Here is a 26,148-nt window from a genome sequence, read left to right on the forward strand (position 1 = left end):
CTCTGTTAGACATCTTGAAATTCTAAGTGCGATGAAGATGAGGAGCAAAGAAATTCGATGGAAGAAAAAAAGTATTTGAAATGGTATAACAAAATTGGATATGGATCAGGCGATATTGCAGGTAATGTAGTCTATGCGTTCCTGACATCTTTTATAATGGTCTATCTGACGGACTCGGTAGGACTTGCTGCAGGTGTCGTGGGTACCCTGATTGCCGTATCAAAACTATTTGATGGTTTTACGGATATATTTTTTGGATCAATGATTGACAAAACACACAGTAAAATGGGAAAAGCGAAACCCTGGATGCTATATGGATATATTGGTTGTGCCATTACGCTGGTCAGCTGCTTTGCAGTACCAGTCAGCTTGGGAACAACGGCTAAATATGCATGGTTCTTTATCTCTTACACACTGTTAAATGGTGTGTTTTATACAGCAAACAATATTGCTTATTCAGCACTTACGTCACTGATTACAAAGAACAGCAAAGAGCGTGTGCAGATGGGATCTTACCGTTTTATTTTTGCGTTTTCAACAAGTCTTTTGATTCAGGCAATTACAGTTGGATTTGTAGATAAATGTGGTGGAGATGCTGCAGCATGGAGAACGGTTGCTATTATCTATGCAATCATTGGTCTTGTCGTAAATACGATTTCAGCACTTTCTGTTAAGGAACTTCCGGAGGAAGAACTTAACGAAGGAGAAGTAAAGAATGATAATGAAAAGTACGGAATGGTACAGGCATTCAAGCTTCTTGTTAAAAACAAATATTACATGATGATTTGTGGAACATATATTTTACAGCAGTTATATGGTGCCATGATTGGAGCTGGCATTTATTACATGACATGGGTACTGAAAAATAAGAATTTGTTTGGACAATTTGCATGGGCAGTAAATATTCCACTGATCATTGCCCTGATTTTCACACCGACATTAGTTGGTAAGTGGAAAGGTATGTATAAACTGAACTTAAGAGGTTATGTCTTAGCAGTCATCGGTAGAGCACTTGTTGTTGTTGCAGGATATATGGGCAGTGTTCCGCTGATGATGGCATTTACAGCTCTTGCAGCCTTAGGTCAGGGACCATGGCAGGGAGATATGAATGCAGTTATCGCATCCTGCTCTGAGTACACTTATCTTACACAGGGAAAGAGAATTGACGGAACGATGTATTCTTGTACTTCTCTTGGCGTAAAAATCGGTGGAGGTATTGGAACCGCTGTTGTTGGATGGCTGCTTGAGTTCAGTGGATATATCGGAACAAATGCAACTCAGCCGCAGTCTGCACTTGATATGATGCAGTTTATGTATCTTTGGCTTCCGTTAATCTTTGATGTATTGATTATGTTTGTACTTTCAAGAATGAATGTAGAAGATGCAAATAAAAAACTGAAAGCAGAAAAAGGAATTGCTGCAGATGAAGTAACAGATGCATCAGACATAAATTAGAATTGACAGGAGAAAGCGTTGTCTGGTCATTGCTCGATGAGACAGTGCTTTTTTCTATATATAAAGTGATTGAACTGTATTTTGAAAATAAAAAAGGACCACTTCATTTTTGTGAAATGGCCTTAAGAAAATATTCAGTTTTCACAAAATAGTCCTTTTAGTATTTATACATGGTAAGGATGCTCAAAATATTCAGTGTAGAATACTAAAAGGTCATTCAGATATTTTTTTAGGTTGCTCATTTGCAATTCCTCCTTTCCTTATTTACAAGTTGATTATAAGATAGGTGTAAAAGGATTGCTTGCCAAATCGAAAGAAGATATAGACAAATGTTGCAAAGGGGAGTATTTCATGCAGTTAAAATATGTTGACACAAAAGAGGAGATCATAGCAATAAATAGGAAGTCAAAACATATTGAACCACATCTTCATAATGCACTGGAGATCGTTTGTGTAACAAGTGGAGCATTAGAACTTGGTGTCGGACAGGAACTATACCATATGGAAAAAGGAGATATAGGCTTTGTATTTCCAGATGTTATTCATCACTATCAGGTACTGACACCCGGTGTAAATAAAGCGACTTATCTGATTGCATCGCCATTTATGATAGCCAAATTTGCAGATATCATGCAATCCATGGCTCCTGAATACCCAATCATCAAAGCGGAAAAGGTTGAACCGGAGGTATATAGGGTTATAAATGCAATTTTAGAGACAGAACAGTCGGATATTACTGTTGCACAGGCATATCTTCAAATTGTGTTGGCACGCTGCATAGGAAAATTAAATTTGGTAGAAAAGAGTAATGTGGGGAGCAACGATCTTATTTACCAGACAGTTTCCTATATATCAGCAAATTTTAAGAAGAAATTTTCGCTGGAAGAGATGGCAAAAGATCTGGGGGTGAGCAAATATGTTTTATCCAGACTCTTTTCCAAGACGTTCCATAGAAACTTTAATCAATATCTTAACGATGCAAGGCTGAACTATGCATGCCATCGTTTGGAAAATACGAGTGATTCTATTACAAACATTTGTCTGGATAGTGGATTTGAAAGTCAGAGAACATTTAACCGAGTATTTAAAGAAAGATATAAAATATCACCGAGTGATTATCGGAGTATTTGTGTGAAAGAGATGTTGTCATAAAAGGTTCTGTTGATAGAAATATTTACTTTGATTTCACAGTACTATGTATTTGATTTTATGTGTGGATGATATAATATAAAAATATTTGTAGAAAATAGCGCTTTATTTTATTATGAAAAGAGCAAGGTGTATTCTAAAGAAACAAGAAAGGCAGGGCGCATATGAACATGAGAAAATCCATAATCGATTTTAATGAAAAAAGGATTCATCTGTGATATGGATGGTGTGATTTATCATGGCAATCAGATATTGCCAGGTGTTCCAGAATTCATCCAGTGGTTGCATGATGAAAAGAAAGAATATTTAGGGGCTAATGGAAAATTAAATGTTGAATATCCGAATGGCGTTGAAGTGTAGAAAGAAAAATGAGAGGTTTCGCATTTATTGGGACATGCCAAGGAAATCATATCAGTAGATATCTATGGAGATACGCAGGAAATCATAGAAGACTGTCTGGATGTATTGGAACCATTTATTGAAGAAGTTATTCCAAAAAAGCGGAAAGATCAGTATTATGATTATTCAGAAGTGATTGAAATAGACTTAATCCTGGAGAAATATTTCAACGCAGCATGATAAAAAATAGAATAGTAGTAAGATAGAAAAGTACAAATGAGAATCGAACATTTGTACTTTTTTCTTGCTTTCATCTATATACTTTCAAAAAAATGTCTGATATAATAGGGACTGTTACAAGAACAAACAGTAAAAATATGACAGAACCGGAGCCTGGTATCATCAGGCATTTCCGAGTGCTGTTTTATCCGCAAATATGAATTTTGTGACTTTTATTCGTAACGAGACAAAAATGGGCATTTCGTTACGAATCTGATTACGAATTTTTGGCTGATAGTGGTCATAGTAAAAGTCACAAATGGAGGAATTTACCATGAATGAGTTCAAATTAAAAGCCCCATATGAGCCAACCGGAGACCAGCCACAGGCGATTGCAGAGCTTGTAAAAGGGTTCAAGGAAGGCAATCAATGCCAGACTTTATTAGGGGTTACGGGTTCTGGAAAGACTTTTACGATGGCAAATGTGATTCAGCAATTACAGAAGCCGACACTTGTCATCGCTCATAATAAGACGTTAGCGGCTCAGTTATACGGAGAGTTCAAGGAGATGTTCCCCGATAACGCAGTGGAATATTTTGTCTCCTAGCATGAGAAAGTCACAAAACGGGTAGTATTTTGTGGTATGTGGGTGGTTGAACATCCAGATGTTGTGGAAGTGGTAGTGGTGAGAGTATAGGTGAAAAGCGGGTGGATGAAGAGGTTTTGTGACTTTTCATCGCCTGCTTTTTTGATTATAGAATTTGAAAAAATTAGTGTATAGGGGTTGAAGAGATGATATGATAAAATATGAAGATTTGCCAGTTGAATTAAAAAAATTATATTTATATTTGAGATAGAAAATTAAGTGAGAACTGAAATAAATAAGGAAATATAGGTGATGATGTTATGAATGGTATCTTGAAACTTGCAAAAAAATATTCCAAACAATATCATTTGAGTCTTCTTCCGTGTGAAGATTCAAACAATCTTTTGTGCAATCTAAATTTTTTATATGATGAAAAATGGGAAAATCAAAATTCTTATCCATATGAAATATTGACATATCTCTTTGACAGTTATTATGTTTTGCCTCAAAGACCAGATTTAGCAGCTTTGTTTTGTTGGCAAGCCATTAATCATTCATACTATGTGCAACAATTAGGTGATAATAGTATAGGATTTTGCGTGGATACAAAAGGTGTTGAACTTGTTAGGGAGGCTCTTTTGGCTGAATGGAATAACAGGTATAAGGCAATTTTGGAACCGTTTTTGTTGAAATTACCAATGAAGACTTTTCATTATGTCGCATCATATTTGTTAAAAGGATATGCAATGGAAAGTGCGGGGATTGCGGAAAAATATAGAGCATCGTCATATAAGTCTTTGAAAGGGAAAATCCCTGTGTTATCAGATATTTTGATTAATTCTTATGGAAATGTATATAACCAGATTGCAAATCCAGTGGTTGTGGGAAATAAAGTGGATTTAGGAATTGATAATTTGAATAAAGAAAAGAGTCGGGCAATAACACATAGTTTTGCAACGAAATTAAGAAAACTTGTGAAAGGAGATGAAGTAGAAATTACATTTTCTGACATAGCAAGAACAAAAAAGAGATATAGTTTTACAGAAGAGGAAAGACTTTCATTTGTTTTATTTGGTATTCTTTATGCTTCAAGATGTAATAATTTTCACGGGAATGTTGCGGCTCGAATGAATAGCATTAATGCCAATAAAGAGACGTTTGAGATGTATACAGATATTTTTTTGACGGAGTATATTATATTAGCGATACATATGCATAGTCAGGGAATATTATCTGATGCGGCGCTAGATAAAGTTAAGAGAAATGTGGAATTAATGATATAAATAAGACATTGAGAAAAGATAAAATGCAGCGGGAATACATACATGAAAATTTGTAATTGAGAGGAATGATGATAATGGATAAAATTGAATTGTCAAAACATAAAAAACAAGGAGATACATTGTATACACCATTTACCTCCCCAAGCGGTTTGGGGGCAAAATTAAGTCTTTCCAGTTGGGCAAGGTGTTGGTTGCCTGAATTTCTTTGGATTGGTTTAATTATCCGTAAGCAAGGGAGAAAAAAGGGTTTTGAAAATATGTATCATATAATTGAAGAGTTAAAAGACGAAGACATGGTAATTCCACAACTATCAAAGATTTTCGGATTATCCGCGGAACAGCAGAGAAAATATTGGTCAATAGTAACACGATATGTGGAGAAAAATATATTGTTGCCTTTAACAGTGGTGATTACTTCGGATATAAATGAGACTTTTTATGATTCTTTTTATGATTTTTCAATAAATGTTGATGAAAACATTTCGGAACTTTTGAATATTGCAAATGAGACTAATAGATTTCATGATGAGTTGAGTACCGATATATGTTTTATAGTTGATTGGTTTTACATACAGAATGGGAGATTGTATATTTCAAATGAAATAGATATAGTTCCTACAGCGTTATCAGAATATTATAAATGCAATCATGAAGATGAAGCTATGAGAATATATAGACCTGTTATTAGATCTACATTCCAAGGGTTGTGCAATTTAGATTGTAGTAAGGAGTTTTCTGAGAAAATATGGAAAGTATTGGGGAAGATTTCAGAATGTAATCCTTTGGTAATAGTATGGGATGAGGAGAAGGAAAAAATGGAATTCTACGAGATTGCAAAGCAAACAATTGAATATTTCGCTGCAAATAATGAAGATAAGAAGATGGAAACTAAATATTCCGTAATCATGGGGATGACTTGTTATATTTACAGAATATATCAAGAAATTATAGAAAAACAGATGCAGAATAATATTAGCGGAAGGATTCTATTTAGAACAATGTTGGAGACATATATCAATTTAAAATATATGATGCAACAGGAAGATGAAGTGCCAGATGTTTATGATAGGTTCAAGGCATATGGAAATGGTAAGTATAAATTAGTAATGGCAAAGTTACGTGAGGAGAAATATACTGTATCGGATGATTCGCAGATTGATGAAAGAATAATGGAATTAATGGTGAATGAAGATATGGATGAAGCTTTTGTCAATATAAGTATTGGGTATTTTGATAAAACAAGTGTTAGGGCTAAATTTAAAAAATGTGGCGAAGATGAACTATATGAAATATATTACGAATACGCCACTAATTTTGCACATGGTATTTGGGGCGCAATTAGAGAATCATCCATGCTAATTTGCGACAATCCGGCACATATATATCATTGTGTACCAGATTATCATGCTGAACAGAATTTGCGTAGTGTGTTAAGTGATTGTGAAATGGTTATGAAGAAGACATTTGAAGCTATTGCAGATTATATAGAATTTCCGGAGTTTTATAATATTTAGTTAAATCCAAGGGGTGATATAAATGGTTGAATTGAAAGCTATAAAGCGAATCATGAATAATTATAGGATTTTGCTTGAGAGATATGAAGAAAAACTGGAAAGTTTTACTGTATCAGATTATAAAAGATTAATTGGTGAGGTAAAAATGTTCTGGTATCGAAATAGGAAAAGTATAGAGTACTTTGTCTCTCATATTACGGAAGATGACAAAGTGGCTTTCCTTGCAGGAGCAGTTCGCCTGGATATTGTGAGTAATGGACATTATGAATATATTTTGGTGGGGAGAGTCAGATTGATAAATGAACCACTGTTAAAAATGGCTATTTTATATAATGGTACGGAGGATGAAATTAATTTTGAATACACAAACCAATATGTGAAGGAGTGCATTCGAGATATATTGCTTTTACTTAGAGAATATACAGATGATTTTTATATCTTGCCAATAGAATATATTACAGTTAATAATGGGGAAGCTTATCATTTGGCGTTATCAAAAGCTGCTGAAAATATGATTCTCTCGATGTTTTCAACGGAATATAATGATATTCAGGATTTTTATGCAAAGAATGAAACATATGAAGATATTGAAAATAATTTATTACCACAAATAAAGAATCAGTTGATATTTGATGGGGTGGAAGATATTAAGATGCCATTGAGAGATAGATGTACTAATTATTTAAAATCAAATGGTCATATTATGCCTATGATGAAAAATATGAGTGAGGCACAATTATTTTATTTACTTGTAGTGCAATTTTGCATGCAAACAATTGATATAGTAATGCTTATGGATATCTATCATATGATTCCATTTATTAGAAATGATGTTACTTTTCAGTATTTTACTATACTCTCCCAGTCGAATTTATCAAGCAAATTTACAAAACAAAAATATTTGAATACATATATTCCATATGTTGTTCAGAAAGCTTTCGATTTTTCAGATAAGGAATACGGTTTTGTGAAATTACATATGGGAAATGGAAAGATGACTGATGCGATTATTAATGCGATTGAAGAAGAAAGAATTCCACTTCCGGGAGAAATTGTGAAGTGTGTTGAAAGTTATATGAGTTCTGTTGAATAAAGCCATGTTGTCAAAAATGTATGAAAAAATTAGGAGATGAATGATTAAGTAGAGTAATTATACATAGCCGATTGGTTCACCAAGAGCCAATCGGTTTTTTCATACCCATTTTTATACATAGTCAATTCCGTAAAAAGGATTGGCTATTAAATTTTTCGAGGAAGGAGGAAACCATATGACCAAGTGTAAAGTAATCGCCCTTGCAAATCAAAAGGGAGGAACAGCCAAGACCACAACAACATTAAATCTGGGAATCGGTCTTGCACATCAGGGGCGAAAAGTATTATTGGTCGATGCTGATCCACAGGGAGACTTAACAACCGCTTTAGGTTGGACTGATGCAGATAATCTTCCAATTACGTTGGATACACAAATGAAGAAAATATTACAAGACGAACCATTTGTGTATAACGAGGGAATTTTACATCACAAAGAGGGTGTAGATATTATTCCGACCAATATCGAATTATCGGGCATGGAAATTTCACTAGTAAATGCCATGAGCAGAGAGCAGACATTAAAGCTGTATCTGTCAGATTTGAAAAAGGATTATGATTATATCCTGATTGATTGTATGCCTAGTTTGGGAATGTTGACTATCAATGCATTAGCTGCCGCAGACAGTGTAATTGTTCCGGTGCAGGCTCATTATCTTCCACTAAAGGGCATGACACAGTTAATGAAAACAATCGGTAAGGTACAGAGACAGTTAAATCCCAATCTGAAGATTGATGGAGTGTTGTTGACACTTGCAGATATGCGGACGAAACTTGCCAAGACAACAGAGGATAGCCTTCGAGAAAATTATGGAAAGCATATTAGGATTTTCAAAACTGTTATTCCAGTGGCTATCACAGCAGCAGAAAGCAGTGCAGCAGGACAGAGCATTTATGAGTATGACAAGAATGGAACTGTTGCAAAGGCGTATGCAGAATTTACGAGGGAGGTGATTCAATGTGGCGAAAAGCAGAGAAATAAACATGAATCTGCCATCAGCCGATGATCTTTTTACAACGCAAGAAGAAAGAGACCAGAAGAATCAGGAGTATGTAAAAAATATTTCTATTTATGAAATTACAGATTTCCCGAATCATCCGTTTAAGGTAAAAATGGATGATAAGATGTTGGAAACTATCGAAAGCGTGCGTGACCATGGCGTATTAGTCCCAGCACTTGTCAGGGAGAAGCCAACAGGCGGATATGAAATGATTTCTGGACACCGTAGAAAAATGGCAAGTGAATTGGCAGGAAAAGAGACAATGCCATGTATTGTAAGAAATCTTAGCGATGACCAAGCAGTCATTGTCATGGTTGACAGCAATCTTCAGCGAGAAGAAATCTTACCATCCGAAAAGGCATTTGCCTATAAAATGAAACTGGAAGTCATGAAACGACAAGGACAGAGAACGGATTTAACTTCGTCGCCATTGGCGACAAAGTTGAAAGGGAAACGCTCTGATGAATTATTAGGGGAGCAGGTTGGGGAAAGTAAAGACCAAATTAGAAGATATATTCGATTAACCTATTTGATACCGGAAATCCTTGAAATGGTTGATGACAAAAAGATTTCTATGCGTCCGGCAGTAGAATTGTCTTATTTGCCGAAAGAGGAACAGGAGATATTGTACGACACCATGGAGTCGGAGGCTTGTACCCCAAGTCATGCACAGGCTATTAAAATCCGCAAATTTTCAGCAGAGGGCAGGTTGAATGAAGATGTTTTGCTGTTGATTATGTCAGAAGAGAAGCCAAATCAGGTAGAGCAGTGGAAAATCCCGAAGAACCGACTGAAAAAATACTTTCCATCGGGAACTACACAGCAGAAAATGGAAGAAACCATTATCAAAGCACTGGAATTATACCGGAAACGGGAAAAAAGCAAGGAACGATAGGCATTTTGACACCAAGGGAGAAGTCTATCTGTTGGTGGTCAATGAGAAATCAGCCTTTTTCTGTTTTCCCCTCCCCACACCCTACCCCTTTGGTTTACCAGCAGATTACCAGCCGAAAAGACAATAAGGAGCCGGGAACCTCTTTTCTTTCGGCAGGTCAGAGATTCCCATATCCTGCATGACAGCAGGGAGCAAACAGCATAAAGCAACAGCAGGCGTTCCAGACGGACGTCTTTTTTTGATTGAAAAGAAAGGAATTGTAGAAAATGAAGAAGATATGGAAACGAGTGTGTACAGGACTTCTTACCCTGACCACGATTTTAACCGCATTACCGACTACATCGGTTCAGGCAGCGGAAACACAGTATTGGACGGAATCCTCAGAGAGAGTCGGATATATTGAACATGTGATGAATGATGGAACCATTCATTCTACATTCAATGAAGGCCACATGCGAGTAGAGGGTGAAACAGCCTATTGCGTAGATATTAACACCGGATTCAAAAATGGGTATAAAATCAGACTCGATGCAAGTGCCAGCATGAGTGCTGCACAGATCGAAGATGTGGCATTGTCACTGGAATATGTAAAGCAGTATAGGGGCAGTCACAGTAACCTGAATGCGAATCAGGGATATCTGTTGGAACAGTGTGTGGTATGGCAGAGACTGAGTGAGTATTTAGGCTGGCAGTGTGATAATGTACGAGCTGCATATTCTGAGATTTCACAGGATATTCAGAATGAAGTGTATGCAGGAGCTAGAGCATTTGTACAGGCAAACAAAGGTCGCTATAAATGTGGCGGATATATCTATACTGGTGAAGGACAGGATCTTGGACAGTTTTGGGCAGAACTGAATGTCGGAAATGCGAAGGTAAAAAAGACAACTGCAAATGAGATTGTCACAAATGGAAATGCGATGTATTCCATTGCCGGAGCAACCTTTGGCATATTCTCAGACCAGAATTGCAGCAATCAGATTGGAACACTTACAACAAATGAGAATGGTGAGACAAATGAGGTTGAAGTGACTGCAGGGAATGTTTACATCAAAGAGCTTTCTGCACCGAAGGGATATAAGCTGGATACGACAGTACACAGTCTGAAGGTTGAAGCCGGAAAAACAGCCGTATTAAATGTTTCCGATGTTCCGAAAGTGACAGAGACACTGGTAGACCTGTTCAAGATTGATATGGAGACAGGAAAAGCAACCGCACAGGGTAATGCAGCACTGACAGGAGCAGAATTTACCTGGCATTATTATGACGGACTTTATACAAAAGACAATTTACCAGAGAAAGCAACACGTACCTGGGTTACAAAGACGGTAGCTGAAAAAGACAGTAATGGAAATATTCATTATGTGACAAAACTGGCAGATGATTACAAAGTATCAGGAGATACATTTTACACCCAGAATGAAAAAAGCGTATTGCCACTTGGAACACTGACTGTTGAAGAAACCAAAGCACCAGACGGATATTTACTGGACGGAGCTTATATGCAGGCAGGGGACAGTACAGAGCAGATCAAAGGAATATATCTGACACAGATCACAGAGGACGGAGAACTTGCAGTTCTTTCCGGAAGCAACCAGTATTCCGTATCTGATCAGGTAATCCGAGGTGGGGTGAAGATTCAGAAACGTGATTTAGAGACAAAAGATACCAAAGCACAGGGAAGTGCCATATTAAAAGATGCGGCGTTTGCAATTATTTCTCTGAACGAGAATCCGGTTCTGGTAGAAGGAAAACTGTACAAGAAAAATGAGACAGTTAAGACAATTCAGACAGGAATTGACGGAGTAGCAACAACATCGGCAGATTTACTTCCATATGGTAAATACAAACTGGAAGAAACCAAAGCACCGGAAGGTTATCTGACTGACGGGGCAAAAGCGATTGAATTTTCGATTACGGAAAATGGGAAAATAGTGGATTTAACAGGCGAAAGCCATTCCATTTACAACCAGATTAAACGTGGAGATTTGGAGGGAGTAAAGATTGGAGCAGGCACACATAAGAGACTTGCCAATGTTCCTTTTAAGATTACGAGCAAAACAACCGGAGAGAGCCATATCGTAGTAACAGATAAAAACGGTCAGTTTTCAACTGCTTCCGATTGGGCGTCTCATAAGAAAAATACAAATGCCGGAACATCCAGTAAGGACGGTATCTGGTTCGGAATTTCTGAGCCGGACGATAGCAAAGGTGCATTACTTTATGACACTTATGAGATTGAGGAGTTAGCTTGTGAATCCAACAAAGGTATGAAGCTGATTCCGGCATTTGAAGTTGTTGTCAGCAGAAATAAAGTAACCATCGACCTTGGGACATTGACCGATGAGTATGAAAAAGAGATTAGCATTCATACAACCGCAACAGACAAGAAAACGGGCGAAAAGGTAATTGTTGCAGGAAAGGAAGTAACGATTGTGGATACAGTTACTCTGGACGGTCTGGAAGAAGGCAGAAAGTACCAGTTAAAAGGCTGGCAGATGCTGAAAGAGGAAAATGCAGAACTGCTCATTGATGGAAAGCGTGTGGAGAGTGATTACACTTTTGTTGCTGACAGCGAGAAAATGAAAGTAGAGATTTCTTATACGTTTGATGCATCAGAACTTGATGGACAGAATCTGGTTACATTTGAAGAATTATATGACCTGAAGAATCCAGAAGAACCTGTAAAAGTTGTAGAGCATAAGGATATTGACGATGAAGGACAGACAGTCCTGATTACGGAGCGAAAGATTTCGATTCATACCACAGCAACTGATAAGAATGGCAAGAAAGAAATCGAAGCTGGAAAAGATCTGACAATTGTGGATACGGTTACTTTAGATGGATTGGAAATCAGTACAAAGTATAAATTGTCCGGTTGGCAGATGGTTAAGGCAGAAAATGCAAAGCTGCTCATTGATGGTAAAGAAGTTACCAATGATTATGAATTTACAGCGGACAAGGAAAACATGGAAGTGCAGATTGAGTTTACTTTCGATGGCAGCACTCTTGGAGGAAAGCAGCTTGTAACCTTTGAAGAACTGTATGATATGACAAATCCGGAAGAACCGAAAAAGGTAACAGAGCATAAGGATATCAACGATGAAGGTCAGACCGTAACCATCAAAGAAGTACCGGAAACACCAACCCCAGAGACACCGGGTACTACTACAAAGACCAGTAATCCTCCGAAAACAGGAGACACAGCAAATGCAGCTTTATGGATAGCCATTCTGGTATTATCAGCAGCCGGAATCACAGGAGTTCGTATCTGGAATAAAAAGAAACAGGTTAAGAGATTAGGAATTGAAGAAAAGAAAGAAGAGGAGGAGTAAAACAGAGGGCGGCGATAAGCTGCCCTTTGATGCTGAAATGGGAAAGAATCAGAAAACAATAAAAGTATTACAGCGTTTATTTGATGCCGGATACGGAACGGAAAAAGAGATTGTCAATATGACGATGGATGAGATGCTTGCTTTGCCGGGAGTGAATGTAGCAGATTTGTGCATTATCAGTGAGTTGCAGAAAAGTATTAAGGCTAACAAAGTGATAAGCTATTTGTCAGGGAAAACAGAAGCAAGGGAAGAAATGAAAGGGGCAGATTATGGTGGAACAACCTAAATATTTGGAAATGACATTATCACAATTGAAAGCATATGTGGAATCTTCAGAGAGTAATGTTCTTCTAGTTGTAGAATTTCCAAAAGGAGATCAGAACAATGGAGAATGAATTGGAAGTTGTGAATATCCGTTTGGTAAAAGAACCATCTCTTTATAGTGAGCAGACATTGGACAGTCCACAGGCTGTTGTAGAATTGATGGCGAAGGAGTTATCTCAATATGACAGAGAAGTATTTTGCATCCTGAATATGAAAAATAATGGACAGGTAATCAATATGAATCTGGTCAGTGTTGGAACAATCAATGCATCTTTGGTAATTCCCAGAGAAGTTTTTAAGAGCAGTATTCTGGCAAATGCTTCTGCAATCATTGGACTTCATAATCATCCCAGTGGCAATGTGAAACCGTCAAAAGAGGATATGATTGTTACGAGAAAGCTGCAGAAGTGCGGACAGCTACTGGGGATAGAATTGCTGGATCATATCATTGTCGGTGGAACAAATGGGAAGATGCTCAGCTTTCGAGAAGAAAAGATGTTGAATGTGACAGGAAGGATGGACTGGGAGAGATAGAAGAAAAGAGAATTAGAAGGTTTTATTTACTGAATATTTCAGGTGGCGGCATTAGTAAAATAATGTCGCTACAAAAAGCTGACTTATACATTGATATTATATGCATAACTCAAAATAAAATTGTTAAAAATAGAAAAAAGAACAATATATAACGAAAAAATCTCTAAATAAGCAAATTCACATTGACTGAGAGAAGAGTAAAACATATAATAAAGGTGGAGGTGTATAAGAATGTTAGTAAAAGTAAGTGTTGAAAATTTTAAATCTTTTGATAAAGCAGCAGAGCTGACAATGATTTCCTCAAATAAAATACGAACAAATGCAAATCACAGGTTAAAGATAAAAAGTACCCAGTTATTAAAATATGCAGTAGTTTATGGAGCAAATGCATCTGGAAAGACCAATCTGGCATTGTTCTTTAAATTTTTTAAAGATAGTGTCTGCAATGGTATTCCGATAGAAGCTACACAGATGTTTTGTAAGAATCGGAAGGAGAATAAGGAACGAGAAAGTAGTTTTGAAATTCAGATTACTGTAGGTGACAAATTTTATGCCTATGGTTTTTCCGCAGTTTTAAGCAGACGAAAAGTAACCGGAGAATGGTTATATGAATTATATCAGAATGGTTCAGCAAAATGTCTCTTTGAACGAGAAGGAAGCAAACGTCCGGTGTTAAATGATGGCATTACGCTGACAAACACAGAAAAAAATAAATTTGAAACCTATGCAGATGATTTTGAAGGAAATGAAACATCTTTGTTCCTGACAGAAATGAATCGCGGGAAAAAATATAGCACACGATCTAAATTATTGTTCTTCCGGGATGTATATGACTGGATTCAGAATCATATTTCAATCATTACACCGGATACGCCATTGATTGATCTGGAATATTATTATGATGATAATTCGCTGAAGCTGATTAACAAATTAATCAAAACATTTGATACGGGTATCAGCCAGGTGAAAATAGAAGAAATTACATTGGATGAGTTATCAAATGCATTGCCAAAATCAGTATTTGATAAGATGATGCAGCATGTAAAAAATAGAATGGAAGAGCAGGAAGAACCATCATTCAGAATGACGATGAGGTCGAAGGAAACTTTCTTTAATATCGAAGTGGAAGGACATTCTGAACCGAAGGTCACAACAATCCGGTTGCATCATAATAAGTCATTTTATGAGTTCGGTTTTGATGAAGAGTCTGATGGAACAAGAAGATTATTCGATTTGATGGATATGCTGTTGAATAAACGAGAAGATGTTCTTTATGTTGTGGATGAATTGGAGAGAAGCTTACATCCGAAGCTGACAGAACGATTTTTGCAATTGTTTATGCAGCTACATGATGAGCAGCGTATGCAGCTATTGTTCACTACACATGAATCATCCATTATGGATCAGGCTATTTTTAGAAGGGATGAAATCTGGTTTGTAGAACGTAATGCAGAAAATGCAAGCTCTATTTATTCCTTAGATCGTTTCAAGGAGAGGTATGATAAAGTGTTGAGCAAGGCATATCTGGAAGGAAGATATGGTGCGATACCGGTATTTTCAACATTCGATTTTGCGCGAGCAACGAGTCAGACGGATGTGCTTGCACAGACACCTGACGACTGCCGCGACAGTGCAGAAAGTATTTCTGTACCGAGAGAGGAGGAGTAGCCTTGGCTCCAGTAAGAAGTTATACGAATTGGAATAAAAGAACTACAGATGAAAAAACACAGGCAGAGGACTATAAATTTCAAAAAGAAAACAACGAAAAAAGGTACGGAGATAGAAAATTAAAGTTTCCCAAATGGATAAATGCATTTGTAATAAATCAGATTATACAGATATTTCTGGGTATAATGATAGCACTATTAATAGTGTTTTTTCCAGTGAAGTTTACTAATTCTAAAGCAATACAAGTTATGATAGTAGGTATTAAGATAATTGTTATGTCTATAATGATGATTAAGAAAATTAGAACAGAGCCACTGGCTTCACTTTCTATTATTAGCCTTGTTGGTTTTGGAATTTGGCTTTGGTCACTTACTATTTCTCAGAAAACGTTATTGAAGATGGTGACAGGAACGGCGTGGGAATTTCAGTATATATTTTTTATGTTTATATGTTGTATGGTAGCTATATGGGTATGGCTGTCATTATGGGGAGTGAAAAAATACAGTAATAAGAAAAAAAGAGAGAAAATAAAATTTGTAATATGTGTATGTTTAGAATATGTAATTATAGTGGGGGTTGTAATTAGTGTATATGCTAATTTGTATGTGGCATATCATAATAACGTATATTTTGCGTTTCAAATGAATTTACTTGAAATACAAGGTGAAAATGTCTCTTTACATAGAAAGAAAATAGAGAAAAAAATTGATGGAAAAACGTGGAGTGTGAATGGGAATTATGATGAACAAGATAAAGAAAAATTGTGTCCGTTAGACATTATGATACAAGATGAAAACGGAAAAAAAGGCATTATAGAACCAGATTTAAATATTGCTTTAAATGAAGATAATATGGGTAGTGCCAATAATGAAAAATATATTTATTTTAGTTTTGTGTCTTTCTTTTCGTCGGGATATGGAGATATTTATCCTATTTCATCTATTACGAGAAACTGGGCAGTGCAAGAAATGATAATATCACATATGATTATGGTGGTGTTGATTCCGATATTGCTTACAAGTGTGCAAGAATTCATACAAAAACAAGAACCAGAAGTAAAATGAGAAATAAAAATTGAAACCATGTCACAACATGCCGTAATTTTTTTACGGCATGTTGTTGCGAACAGAGTGAAAATTGGTTATACTGTAAGCATAGAATTATACATTAATAATTTTTTGAGAGGATGGTATAAGATATGCTAAAAAAATTCACGTTAAAGAATTACAAAAATTTTAAAGATGAAATTACGATAGATTTTGAAAATATTGCAGGTTATCAGTTTAATACAGATTGTCTTTCAGATGGTATCATCGGCAAAATGTTGATTTATGGACGTAATGCGACTGGTAAGACGAACCTTGGAAGAGCAATTCTTGATATTGGTTCAACAATGTTTGGCGGAACAAGATATGCGAGTAATGGAATTTTACTCAACGCAGATTCCAAAGAAGATGCAGCAATGTTTCAATATGAATTCAGATTTGAAGATACAGAATTAAGTTACAAATATTCGAGATTATCAAATCAGGAATTACGTGAAGAAGAATTATCTGTAAATGGAAAAAGCATTTTTAAATGTAATTTTGGTTTGCGAGAATACAATTTTGATAATTTAGATTATATTGATGCAGAAACTGCCAATATAGATCGTTATTTACAATCTTTGGAAGTTGGAGAAGATGATGAGATCAGCGAACCCAAACTTCCATTTTTGAGATGGCTGATCAGTAATGTGGCTTTGAAAAATGATTCAGCTCTTATCCGGTTATCGAATTATGTTAGAAGAATGATGATGATTACAGTAGGAAATGGGATGCAGTATCGCTTTGGAAGAATGAATCAAAGTTTTTATGAGAGTCTGGAAAATCCGGAACATCTGAAGAATTTTGAAGATTTTTTAAATGCAATGGGTATAGAATGTAAATTGGTATTAAAAAAATTACCAGACGGACAAAGAGAACTGTATTTTTCACATGAACAATTAGTTCCATTTTATGAAAATGCATCAAGTGGTACATTGGCATTAGCAGAGTTATATCGGAGACTGGTTCCGAAAGTATGGGATGCGTCTTTGATCTATTTAGATGAATTTGATGCGTTTTACCATTATGAAATGGCAGAAAATGTGATTCGTTTCTTTAAACAGAAGTATCCAAAATGCCAAATGATTATGACATCGCATAATACGAACTTGATGACAAATAGAATTATGAGACCGGATTGCCTGTTTATTTTATCAAGAAAGGGAACATTAACAGCTCTTTGTAATGCGACTCAACGGGAGCTGAGAGAAGGTCACAATCTTGAAAAGATGTATATTAGTGGGGAGTTTGAAAAATATGAATAATTACGCAGTAGAGACAAGGCGGCGTAGCCGGAGCTTACTGGTTGTAGAAGGAAAACATGAAAAGGATGAATTATTTTGGCTTATTTTCAAATGTTTTCCAGAAATGAATATTGATATAGATGATGTATGGATTTACGGTACGAACATTTATAAGTTATATGAGGATATTGTAAAAGAATACGGAAATGATTGGGCAAAAGATGAAATGGATGTTGATTTACCGTTTGTAATCAGTAAAAAGGAACATCCGGAGACAATCTATTATAGAAATGATTTTACCAATATTATTCTTGTATTTGATTATGAACGGCATGATCCGGCATTTTCTGAAGAAAAGATTTTAGAAATGCAGCATTGCTTTGAGGACTCGACTGATATGGGAAAATTGTACCTGAATTATCCAATGATTGAATCATATTTGCATTTAAAATCTATACCAGATGAAGAGTATATAAATCGGAAAATTCCGGTATCATTGCAGCCGGGAGATAAATATAAAGGGTTGGTAAAGTCAGAAAGTATTATTGAAAAGGCGGTTGAGTTGCCACATAGAATTGATGATTTACTTGCAGGAGATAGATATCGGGTAAGTGATGTTGAAAAAAGAAATGGATGTTGTGATGCAATATTGAAAATTTCTACGAATGAGTTAGAGAAAAAATTGGAAGAAATATTGTGTATTGTAGGAGATGAGAAGAAGGAAAAAACATTAAAATATCAATTAAAAGATTGGATTACAAAAATCGGATATACATGTGAGAATCGGACATATTGGGAGTATATGAGAAGAGTTTTACAAGAGATTGTATGTCATAATATTCGCAAGGCAGCTAGAATTCAAAAGGAAGATGCAAATGAAAATGATGTTAGAAAGCAATTTGAACAGATAGATTTATCTGAGATACTAAATGTTCAAAATGAAGTCAGCAGAAATTTTGAAAAAGGATTTATATGGGTATTGAGTACATGTGTATTATTGATTCCAGATTATAATTTCCAATTGATTAATAAAAGATAATTTGTTGGATCAAGGCATGAAAAATAAAGGAGAAATTTAACTATATGTATTGTGATGAAATAGAGCAAGTTATAAAAGAATATTTGGATAATCCTAAATCTGAGTATGCTGTTATGATAGATGGAGAATGGGGAGTTGGTAAAACTTATTTTTTAACCCATTCTTTGATGAATATAATGGAAACAATTGATAATGGTAAGTCAAAAAGAAGAAAATATGCATATGTTTCATTGTATGGAATTAAATCGGCAGAAGAAGTTTCAAGAGAGATAATATTTCAATATTTTGGAAGAAAAGGTAAGAAAAAGTTGGAAACTGCAGATACGGTTATGACGACAGCGAGTAATATTCTTACAGCATCATTGGGAGCTATAAACATTGATTTATCTAAAATAAAAGAAACAATTTCAAAAATAGATATAAACAATTGGATAATTTGCTTTGATGATTTGGAAAGATGTTATTTGTCTATTAATGAAATATTGGGTTATATAAATCGTCTGGTTGAGCATAATAATTGTAAGGTTGTTATCTTAGCGAATGAAAAAGAAATTGGAAAAATTAATTTGAATCAAAGATTAGAAAATAAATATCAAGTTGTTATGTCTGGAAGAAAATTGAATCTGGAAAATGAATCTAACGAAGATGAAAACTTGGATATTAAAAAATTACAAAGTGTAACGAAGATGCTTTTTAATGAAGATATATTGTATAAGTCAATAAGAGAAAAAGTAATTGGTTTAACAATAAAATTTGAACCACAGATGGATAGAGTATATGATTCAATAATAAATGAATATAATGCAGATACACAATTTAAACAATATTTAAACGATAATAAAACATTAATATTGCATCATTTTAAGAAATCAAAATGTTGTAATTTGAGAACACTTAATTTTATATTAGAAACAGTTCGAAAAGTTTATAGAGAAATGATTTCGAAAAGTTTTAATACAGTTAAGTATTTCAATAAAATTATGAATGAGTTTTTAGAATATATTGTTTTGTTTGCTATTTATTATCGTAATGGTGGTTCTGTAAAAGATCTTGAACTGACGACTGAAATAGGGTATGTACATTTAGGAAATGGTATTTTTAATCGCATAAGAGGGTTCAAGTTTCTAGAAAAATATTGTACAACCTTAAGTTTTTCCGAAGGAGAGTTTGTGGATGTTGTAGACCAGTTGCGAATAGAGTATGCTGAGAAAGAGGCTCAATATGATAGTTCAAAAAGAGGAGAAGCATATGGAAAACTAAGAAACTGGTGGGAGAAAGAAGATGACGAGGTAAATTTTTTAGTAAAAGAATTAAAGGAAGAAATTAAGCAAAATAAATATTTATTTTATGAGTATCAGGGAATTATAGGACAATTAATGGTTTTGCAATACTGGAAACATGATGTTGGCAATATTGATGATTTCATAAATATAATGAATCGGAATATAGAGAATTCGAAAGAAGTGGTTGATGTTGAAAGGCATAGTTTTTCATTTGAAAAAAATCCTGAATTACGGAAAGAATATGATAAATATATAGATCAATTAAAATTTCAAGCTAAAAAAAAGAATCAAACCATAAAGGCAGGAGAAATATCAGAAATATTAAAATCAGATAATGGAATTGAAAAATTAGCAGATTATTGTGAGGAACATTATAACGATTTTATAATGAGATATGGTTTTATTGATTTGTTGGATATAGATATTTTAATTGATAAAATGAAAAAAGCTTCTGTAATGGAGTTACGTCTTATAATAGATATTTTTAAAACAGTATATGGTGCTAAAAACATAAACGATTTTTTTACAAATGATAAGGAAATAATTTGTACATTTAAAAGAAAAGTAGAGGAAATGCAGGTAAATGGGATAAACAAAGATTTAGCTAAGCATGCATTAGTTGATTATTTAAAAGATATAATTGAACGCTTAGGTGATATTCAATAATTTTATATATTTACATAGCCAGATGGTTCCAAAACAAGGGATCACCTGGCTATTTTCATGCCCGGATATTATCCAAAATAATATCAATCTAAGGCAGGAAAGGAGATGAAAATTATGCCATATATACCACCATCAGTTGTGCAAGAGGTCAAGCGGATGGACTTGCTCACATACCTGAAAAATTATGAACCATACGAATTGGTTCACTTTTCTGGTAACACCTACACTACCAGAACACACGATAGTTTGAAAATATCAAATGGGAAATGGATGTGGTGGAGTCAGAGAACCGGTGGCAGATCAGCACTGGATTATCTGATCAAAGTAAGAGGATACAGTTTTTTAGAGGCGGTTGAATTGCTTGCAGAACGGGCAAATATTCAGCCGTCTCTTTCTGTATCTGAGAATGTTCCGATGGAGAAACAGTTACTGTTGCCAAAGAAGAATCAAGATGATCAGAAAGTGATTGCGTATCTTTCAGGACGTGGGATTGATAAGGAAATCATTCAGTTTTGTTTAGAGTCCGGAAGAGTTTATGAAAGTGCATTTCATCACAACGCGGTGTTTGTAGGGATGGATGAGAAAGATAATCCGAAATATGCAGCCATTAGGGGAATCGGAACCAGTTTTATCGGAGAAGCAAATGGAAGTGATAAGAACTATTCTTTTTCCATTTTCACAGAAAAATCATGTGATACGGTACATCTATTTGAGTCAGCCATTGATTTGTTATCTTATGCGACAGTGTTGAAATTGGATGGGAAGGAGTGGAGAATAGAACATTTATTGTCACTGGCAGGTGTCTATCAGCCAGCAAAAGAAATTGAAAAAAGTAAAGTCCCTGCAGCGTTGGAAAGAGCGCTAAAAATGCATCCAGAGGTGAAGTCAATCGTTCTGCATTTGGACAATGATCGTATTGGAAGACTTGCCACAAAAGCAATTTCTGCAGTGCTTCCAAAGCAATATCAGGTAAAAGATGTACCGCCAAAACAAGGAAAAGATTACAACGATCTGCTCTGCATCAAGTTAAATCTGGCAATTACAAAGCGAGAAAAAAGCACGAAAAAGAGTATGTCTGGTCATGAAAATATGAGAGATAGAAGGTGAAAAAGAACATGAAAATTGCAAAATATGAGCTGAAGGTCGTGCATAAGAAAAAGCTGATTTTGACGATGGAAGACGATGTGGACAGTGAAGAACTGTTGAAGATTTTTCTGAAAACACAGTTGAAAGAAGAAAAAGAACAGAGTGAATTACTTGGAATTATTGCTGAGAAAGTGTCAGAAGAAAGCTGTACAGAGCAGTGTGAAAGTTGTCAAAAGTATTGTCCGGCAAGTGAAGAATGTATGGCAACTGATGAAAATGTACGATGCACAAAGTGTGAATACTTGTGTGAAGCTTGCGGGATTTGTGAACTGAAAAAATAAAAAAAGCAAGTGCTTTTTCGGCAAGTAAATCTTCTGATACCCGGAACAGTGAGACGGGTGCAGAAGAATACACAATACCAGCAAGCAACGCCTTTGGATTACCACACAGTTTTCCTGTCTGGCAGTCCGGCGGCAGCTTGTCAGGGAGAATCCCTGAAACCCTCAGAAAATGAAAAAGGAGAAAGTAACAATGTTGAAGTTTATTTGTGGAGTATTAGTAGGTGGCATTATAGGAGTAGTGTTGATGTGCCTGTTACAGATTAACAAGATTCAGTAGACAAAAAGAAAGGAGATACAAGATGCTGGTTGAAGTATCAATGAAAGACAAGAAGAAAGCAGAAAGACGATATCAGGAATATTTAAAGAAAATGAACAAGAAGAAGGGAGAACAGAAGAAATGATTGCAAAAGAAATGATAGCAGAAAAGGTATTTGCGGAAGGTGTAGCAAAAGACATCCGGAATTTTCTTCCAGCTAAATATGAGAATGCAGAATTTCAGGTAATGCAGATGAATAAAAATAATGGAGTCCAGATGGTAGGAGTCCAGGTAAGACTGCAGGAAGAAAATGTGTGCCCAGTTGTCTATGTAGAACCGTTCTTCAATGAAATACGTTTGGGTGAACCCGTTGAGAAAGTGATGAATGAAATTGCAAGATGCATGGAAGAAGCAGGCAATGTTCCGTTTTTGCACAGTGGTATCAACCCAATGGATTATGATTCAGTGAAGGAGCATCTGGCAGTGATGCTTGTGAACACCCAGGCAAACAAACGAATGTTACAGGAAATGCCTCATGAAAATATGGAAGATCTGTCGGCTATCTGTTATGTGGATTTTCCGGTAGAGTCTAACGATGGAAAAGCGACTATGAAGGTGAAAAATGAACATCTTAAGATGTGGAATGTGGATGCAAAGGAAATGTTCCAGCAGGCCAGAGCAAATACACAGCCTGTAAATACACCGATTCTTCAGTCAATGGACGAAATGTTGTTGAGTATTTTTAATGAAGAAGGACATGCAACAAACCTGTTAGATGAAAATGTTGATTTTGGACTTCGTTCACATGATATGCTGTATGCACTTACGAATGTAGAAAAGCAATATGGAGCATCTATGATCACGCAGCCAGAAGTTTTAAATAAATTGGAACAGCTTTTTCCAGAAGGATTTTATGTGTTACCGTCATCTGTGCATGAAGTTCTGATTGTTCCGGATAATGGAGAGATGGAACCGAAAATGCTTGGTGAAATGGTACGGGAAGTAAATAAAAATGAAGTGGAACGGCAGGAGGTTCTCTCAGACAGAGTTTACAGTTACGATAAAGAAAAACACCAGATTCGCCAGGAACCAGATTCTATACAGAAAGTAAAGGAGATGGAGCGTTGAGAAAACGTAATGTAGCAATCCTTTTCCGATTGAACAAAAAAGAAGCAGAGGCATTGGATAAGAAAGTAAAGAGAAGCGGACTGAACCGGGAAGCTTACCTGAGACAGTTGATTTCTGGTGTTGTTCCAAGAGACGCACCGCCGCCAGATTATTATTCTATGATGCGGGAGCTGCATAAGATTGGAAATAACTTAAATCAGATCGCACAGAAAGCACATGTGTTAAATGTGGTAGATGTGCAGCGTTACGATAAGGAAGTGCGGAAGTTCAATGAAGCAGTCCGTAAGATTACAGAAGCAGTGATACTTCCAGAGAAAAATGAATCATGGCAGTGACATCAATCTGGAGCATCAAGGGGTGGATTGGAAAGGTAATCAATTATGCGGAGAATCCGGATAAGACGAAAGAGAACAATGAAGGGCGAATATCTGAGAATCAATCACGATCCACACAAGGACTTAATGATGTAATTACCTATGCGGTGAATGCAGAAAAGATCAGACGGAGGCAATTTGAATCTATGGAAATGGAACTTGTCGGAGAAGCGGAAGAACTAATGGAACAGTATGTATCTGGAGTGAATTGTGCACCGACAACCGCCAGAGAAGAAATGATTGCGGTCAAAAAGCGTTTTGGAAAGGAGGACGGAATTGTTGCGTTTCATGGCTACCAGTCTTTTGCACCGGGAGAATGTAATCCGGCAATGGCACATGAGATTGGAAAGAAGCTGGCAGAAGAATTGTGGGGCAGTCAGTATCAGGTATTGATTGCGACTCATTTGGATAAGGCGAATCATCTGCACAACCATTTTGTGGTGAACTCAGTTTCATTCATTGATGGGAAAAGATACCACAGGACAAATCAGGATTACCGGGATATGCGGATGGTGTCAGACCGTTTATGTAAAGAATACCAGTTATCGGTTGTGAGGCAGCCAGAACAGGGAAAAGGAAAACATTATGCCGAGTGGCATGCAGAACAGGATGGGAAGCCGAGTTATCACAGCATGGTAAAAGCAGATGTTGACGAGGCAATCCGAAAGGCGAGGACTGAAAAACAGTTCTTTTTTTATTTGCGGGAAAAAGGATATTCTTTTAAGTTCGGGAAAGACATTACCGTTCGTCCGGAAGGGCGGGAGCGTGGTCTGAAGTTAAAGCGGAATTTTGGAGAGAATTATTCACTGGAAGCAATCCGGGTTCGGATTCTGGAAGAAAATGAATTACCTGCCGAGAAGAAATTTCCGGTTCAGAGGCATTACCGGATTCGGGTATCCGGCAACTTCAAGCAGACAAGAAAAATCGGAGGACTTCGGGGATTGTATCTGCATTACTGTTATCTTTTAGGAATCCTACCGAAGAATCGCCCGTCAATATCTGCTAAACAGGTGCATGTATTGTTCCGGGAGGATTTATTAAAACTGAATACCATTTCCAAAGAGACAAAGCTGCTCTGCCATTATCACATAGATACTGCAGAGCAGCTTTTTTCGTTGAAAGAAAGTTTGCAGAAGAAAACGGAGCAGTGTGTGGAGGAACGGAAGCATCTGCGTTATAAGATCCGGGCAGACAGACCGGAAGAAGAAATACAGGAAATGAAAGAGCAGATAAAAGTTCTGACAGAGAAAATTGGAACGCTCAGAAAGGAGGCAGCACTTTGTGATGGAATTGCCGCACGTTCCAAGGTGATCGAAGAAAAATTTAAGATGATGCGGGAAGAAAAAGAGAAGAAGGAGGAACAAAGCCATGAACACATCAGGCGAAGCCGCTGATCAGGTAGTACGAATGTCGTTGGAAGTCGGTGAAGCAGCATTGAAGATCAGTGGTACAGGTGCGAAGCATCTGGCAGTGATGCTGTATACAGTCTTAAAAGAGAAGAAAAAGACAAAAGGCAGAGTAAGACTTGAAACATTGGTTAAATCAGGTAGACCACTGACGGTATTTTCGGTGAAAGAAAGTGATCTGAAACAATTTGTTCAGGAAGCAAAACGATATGGCGTGTTGTACTGTGCAGTCCGAAATCCAAGAGGAAGCAGTGACGGATTGGTAGATGTGATTGTAAAGGAAGAAGATGCACCAAGAATCAACCGTATCGTAGATAGATTCCAGTTTGCATCTGTAACAGAAGCAGCGAAGATTAAGACAGAAATTGAGCGGACACGTGCAGAAAAAGCAAAAGCCGGAAAATCAGAGAAGCAGGAAAAGAAGCCGGAAAAAGTACAGGTTCAGCAAGAAAAACAGGGACAGGCAGAGCCGGAAAAAGATTATCCGCAGAAATCCAAGGAGGATCAGCTTATGGACGAGTTGTTTAGAGAGTCGGTGAAGAAAGAGGGTAAGGAGCAAAACCCCTCTTTGGCAAAGACGACCAAATCCCGTCTGTCCGAGCCTACCTCAAAGAAGCAAGAGAAAACCGCAGAGGGTACTTCTAAGTTATTTACCCCGGAAAAACCAGAGAAACCATCGGTCAGAAAGGAACTTCGGGAAATACAGAATGCAAGGAAGAAAGAAGCGGAGCGGCGTGAGAATAGAAATGATCCGGTGAGAAATCAGGGAAATAAAGACCGGAATCAGATTCGCCACCAGCAGCCACAACAGAAACGAAAACCAAGGAAAGGGAAAGAGAGGTAAATTTT

Annotated in this window: 24 protein-coding genes and 1 pseudogene; all 25 read left to right on the top strand. The window is 36.4% G+C overall.

Features of this window, described 5'->3' with window-relative positions; genetic code table 11:
- Positions 1 to 57 precede the first annotated feature (57 nt).
- The 25 genes and pseudogenes from NQ508_RS04290 to NQ508_RS04410 all read left to right on the top strand — a co-directional run bounded on the left by NQ508_RS04290 (position 58) and on the right by NQ508_RS04410 (position 26,143).
- Entirely contained in the window at positions 58 to 1,455 is a 1,398-nt protein-coding gene (locus NQ508_RS04290; RefSeq protein WP_006426202.1) for an MFS transporter, read from the top strand.
- Between the two features lie 351 nt (positions 1,456 to 1,806).
- The gene (locus NQ508_RS04295) at positions 1,807 to 2,607 is read left to right on the top strand and encodes a helix-turn-helix transcriptional regulator (RefSeq protein WP_006426201.1); all 801 of its coding nucleotides are present in this window, start codon (positions 1,807 to 1,809) and stop codon (positions 2,605 to 2,607) included.
- Between the two features lie 216 nt (positions 2,608 to 2,823).
- Complete coding sequence (locus NQ508_RS14430; protein ID WP_330370960.1) at positions 2,824 to 2,964, top strand: hypothetical protein; 141 nt, start codon at positions 2,824 to 2,826, stop codon at positions 2,962 to 2,964.
- 27 nt (positions 2,965 to 2,991) lie between these two features.
- Complete coding sequence (locus NQ508_RS04305) at positions 2,992 to 3,183, top strand: hypothetical protein (protein WP_006426199.1); 192 nt, start codon at positions 2,992 to 2,994, stop codon at positions 3,181 to 3,183.
- Between the two features lie 313 nt (positions 3,184 to 3,496).
- Positions 3,497 to 3,766 (top strand): annotated as a pseudogene (locus tag NQ508_RS04310) (DEAD/DEAH box helicase family protein); the annotation flags it as partial.
- Between the two features lie 302 nt (positions 3,767 to 4,068).
- Positions 4,069 to 5,031, top strand: coding sequence for a hypothetical protein (locus tag NQ508_RS04315; protein WP_006426197.1), 963 nt, complete (start codon positions 4,069 to 4,071; stop codon positions 5,029 to 5,031).
- Between the two features lie 74 nt (positions 5,032 to 5,105).
- Positions 5,106 to 6,545, top strand: coding sequence for a DUF5677 domain-containing protein (locus NQ508_RS04320; RefSeq protein ID WP_044919363.1), 1,440 nt, complete (start codon positions 5,106 to 5,108; stop codon positions 6,543 to 6,545).
- A 22-nt stretch (positions 6,546 to 6,567) separates the two neighbouring features.
- Positions 6,568 to 7,638, top strand: coding sequence for a hypothetical protein (locus tag NQ508_RS04325; protein ID WP_006426195.1), 1,071 nt, complete (start codon positions 6,568 to 6,570; stop codon positions 7,636 to 7,638).
- A 175-nt stretch (positions 7,639 to 7,813) separates the two neighbouring features.
- Entirely contained in the window at positions 7,814 to 8,641 is an 828-nt protein-coding gene (locus NQ508_RS04330) for a ParA family protein (RefSeq protein ID WP_006426194.1), read from the top strand.
- Positions 8,619 to 9,530, top strand: a complete 912-nt coding sequence (locus NQ508_RS04335; RefSeq protein ID WP_006426193.1) for a ParB/RepB/Spo0J family partition protein — start codon at positions 8,619 to 8,621, stop codon at positions 9,528 to 9,530. Before NQ508_RS04330 ends, NQ508_RS04335 begins: the two co-directional genes overlap by 23 nt.
- A gap of 266 nt (positions 9,531 to 9,796) precedes the next feature.
- Positions 9,797 to 12,865, top strand: coding sequence for a VaFE repeat-containing surface-anchored protein (locus NQ508_RS04340; protein WP_044919357.1), 3,069 nt, complete (start codon positions 9,797 to 9,799; stop codon positions 12,863 to 12,865).
- Positions 12,837 to 13,151, top strand: coding sequence for a hypothetical protein (locus NQ508_RS04345; RefSeq protein WP_080543112.1), 315 nt, complete (start codon positions 12,837 to 12,839; stop codon positions 13,149 to 13,151). The genes NQ508_RS04340 and NQ508_RS04345 overlap by 29 nt, the downstream gene beginning before the upstream one ends.
- Before the next feature lie 98 nt (positions 13,152 to 13,249).
- Entirely contained in the window at positions 13,250 to 13,723 is a 474-nt protein-coding gene (locus NQ508_RS04350; protein ID WP_006426187.1) for a JAB domain-containing protein, read from the top strand.
- 231 nt (positions 13,724 to 13,954) lie between these two features.
- Positions 13,955 to 15,391: an AAA family ATPase gene (locus NQ508_RS04355; RefSeq protein WP_006426185.1), complete on the top strand. Its 1,437-nt coding sequence runs from the start codon at positions 13,955 to 13,957 to the stop codon at positions 15,389 to 15,391.
- A 2-nt stretch (positions 15,392 to 15,393) separates the two neighbouring features.
- A complete protein-coding gene (locus NQ508_RS04360) occupies positions 15,394 to 16,455 on the top strand; it encodes an ion channel (protein ID WP_005341731.1) in 1,062 nt (353 codons plus the stop codon).
- 134 nt (positions 16,456 to 16,589) lie between these two features.
- Positions 16,590 to 17,741, top strand: a complete 1,152-nt coding sequence (locus NQ508_RS04365; RefSeq protein ID WP_006426183.1) for an AAA family ATPase — start codon at positions 16,590 to 16,592, stop codon at positions 17,739 to 17,741.
- A complete protein-coding gene (locus NQ508_RS04370; RefSeq protein ID WP_005341733.1) occupies positions 17,734 to 18,759 on the top strand; it encodes a hypothetical protein in 1,026 nt (341 codons plus the stop codon). Before NQ508_RS04365 ends, NQ508_RS04370 begins: the two co-directional genes overlap by 8 nt.
- A gap of 44 nt (positions 18,760 to 18,803) precedes the next feature.
- A complete protein-coding gene (locus NQ508_RS04375) occupies positions 18,804 to 20,708 on the top strand; it encodes a P-loop NTPase fold protein (protein WP_006426182.1) in 1,905 nt (634 codons plus the stop codon).
- A gap of 114 nt (positions 20,709 to 20,822) precedes the next feature.
- A complete protein-coding gene (locus NQ508_RS04380; protein WP_207635645.1) occupies positions 20,823 to 21,815 on the top strand; it encodes a DUF3991 and TOPRIM domain-containing protein in 993 nt (330 codons plus the stop codon).
- Positions 21,816 to 21,823: 8 nt separating this feature from the next.
- Positions 21,824 to 22,135, top strand: a complete 312-nt coding sequence (locus tag NQ508_RS04385; RefSeq protein ID WP_006426180.1) for a hypothetical protein — start codon at positions 21,824 to 21,826, stop codon at positions 22,133 to 22,135.
- 190 nt (positions 22,136 to 22,325) lie between these two features.
- On the top strand, positions 22,326 to 22,412 hold the full coding sequence (locus NQ508_RS04390; protein ID WP_101872451.1) for a DUF3789 domain-containing protein: 87 nt from the start codon (positions 22,326 to 22,328) through the stop codon (positions 22,410 to 22,412).
- Positions 22,413 to 22,532: 120 nt separating this feature from the next.
- Positions 22,533 to 23,519, top strand: coding sequence for a DUF5688 family protein (locus NQ508_RS04395; RefSeq protein ID WP_006426178.1), 987 nt, complete (start codon positions 22,533 to 22,535; stop codon positions 23,517 to 23,519).
- Positions 23,516 to 23,854 (top strand): plasmid mobilization protein, encoded by a 339-nt coding sequence (locus NQ508_RS04400; protein WP_005342758.1) that lies wholly within the window; start codon positions 23,516 to 23,518, stop codon positions 23,852 to 23,854. Before NQ508_RS04395 ends, NQ508_RS04400 begins: the two co-directional genes overlap by 4 nt.
- Positions 23,845 to 25,287: a relaxase/mobilization nuclease domain-containing protein gene (locus NQ508_RS04405; protein WP_006426176.1), complete on the top strand. Its 1,443-nt coding sequence runs from the start codon at positions 23,845 to 23,847 to the stop codon at positions 25,285 to 25,287. Before NQ508_RS04400 ends, NQ508_RS04405 begins: the two co-directional genes overlap by 10 nt.
- Positions 25,262 to 26,143: a DUF3801 domain-containing protein gene (locus NQ508_RS04410; RefSeq protein ID WP_006426175.1), complete on the top strand. Its 882-nt coding sequence runs from the start codon at positions 25,262 to 25,264 to the stop codon at positions 26,141 to 26,143. The genes NQ508_RS04405 and NQ508_RS04410 overlap by 26 nt, the downstream gene beginning before the upstream one ends.
- The last annotated feature ends 5 nt before the right edge of the window (positions 26,144 to 26,148 follow it).

This window comes from Dorea longicatena (assembly GCF_025150085.1).
Classification (GTDB): domain Bacteria; phylum Bacillota; class Clostridia; order Lachnospirales; family Lachnospiraceae; genus Dorea_A; species Dorea_A longicatena.

Excerpts from the sequence above, each read along its gene's own strand:
- NQ508_RS04380 (WP_207635645.1), top strand. The coding sequence starts at position 20,823 with ATGCCATATATACCACCATCAGTTGTGCAAGAGGTCAAGCGGATGGAC.
- NQ508_RS04350 (WP_006426187.1), top strand. The coding sequence starts at position 13,250 with ATGGAGAATGAATTGGAAGTTGTGAATATCCGTTTGGTAAAAGAACCA.
- NQ508_RS04340 (WP_044919357.1), top strand. The coding sequence starts at position 9,797 with ATGAAGAAGATATGGAAACGAGTGTGTACAGGACTTCTTACCCTGACC.
- NQ508_RS04375 (WP_006426182.1), top strand. The coding sequence starts at position 18,804 with ATGTATTGTGATGAAATAGAGCAAGTTATAAAAGAATATTTGGATAAT.
- NQ508_RS04365 (WP_006426183.1), top strand. The coding sequence starts at position 16,590 with ATGCTAAAAAAATTCACGTTAAAGAATTACAAAAATTTTAAAGATGAA.
- NQ508_RS04405 (WP_006426176.1), top strand. The coding sequence starts at position 23,845 with ATGGCAGTGACATCAATCTGGAGCATCAAGGGGTGGATTGGAAAGGTA.
- NQ508_RS04395 (WP_006426178.1), top strand. The coding sequence starts at position 22,533 with ATGATTGCAAAAGAAATGATAGCAGAAAAGGTATTTGCGGAAGGTGTA.
- NQ508_RS04330 (WP_006426194.1), top strand. The coding sequence starts at position 7,814 with ATGACCAAGTGTAAAGTAATCGCCCTTGCAAATCAAAAGGGAGGAACA.
- NQ508_RS04290 (WP_006426202.1), top strand. The coding sequence starts at position 58 with ATGGAAGAAAAAAAGTATTTGAAATGGTATAACAAAATTGGATATGGA.
- NQ508_RS04320 (WP_044919363.1), top strand. The coding sequence starts at position 5,106 with ATGGATAAAATTGAATTGTCAAAACATAAAAAACAAGGAGATACATTG.
- NQ508_RS04385 (WP_006426180.1), top strand. The coding sequence starts at position 21,824 with ATGAAAATTGCAAAATATGAGCTGAAGGTCGTGCATAAGAAAAAGCTG.
- NQ508_RS04355 (WP_006426185.1), top strand. The coding sequence starts at position 13,955 with ATGTTAGTAAAAGTAAGTGTTGAAAATTTTAAATCTTTTGATAAAGCA.
- NQ508_RS04370 (WP_005341733.1), top strand. The coding sequence starts at position 17,734 with ATGAATAATTACGCAGTAGAGACAAGGCGGCGTAGCCGGAGCTTACTG.
- NQ508_RS04315 (WP_006426197.1), top strand. The coding sequence starts at position 4,069 with ATGAATGGTATCTTGAAACTTGCAAAAAAATATTCCAAACAATATCAT.
- NQ508_RS04390 (WP_101872451.1), top strand. The coding sequence starts at position 22,326 with ATGTTGAAGTTTATTTGTGGAGTATTAGTAGGTGGCATTATAGGAGTA.
- NQ508_RS14430 (WP_330370960.1), top strand. The coding sequence starts at position 2,824 with ATGGATGGTGTGATTTATCATGGCAATCAGATATTGCCAGGTGTTCCA.
- NQ508_RS04295 (WP_006426201.1), top strand. The coding sequence starts at position 1,807 with ATGCAGTTAAAATATGTTGACACAAAAGAGGAGATCATAGCAATAAAT.
- NQ508_RS04410 (WP_006426175.1), top strand. The coding sequence starts at position 25,262 with ATGAACACATCAGGCGAAGCCGCTGATCAGGTAGTACGAATGTCGTTG.
- NQ508_RS04325 (WP_006426195.1), top strand. The coding sequence starts at position 6,568 with ATGGTTGAATTGAAAGCTATAAAGCGAATCATGAATAATTATAGGATT.
- NQ508_RS04335 (WP_006426193.1), top strand. The coding sequence starts at position 8,619 with ATGAATCTGCCATCAGCCGATGATCTTTTTACAACGCAAGAAGAAAGA.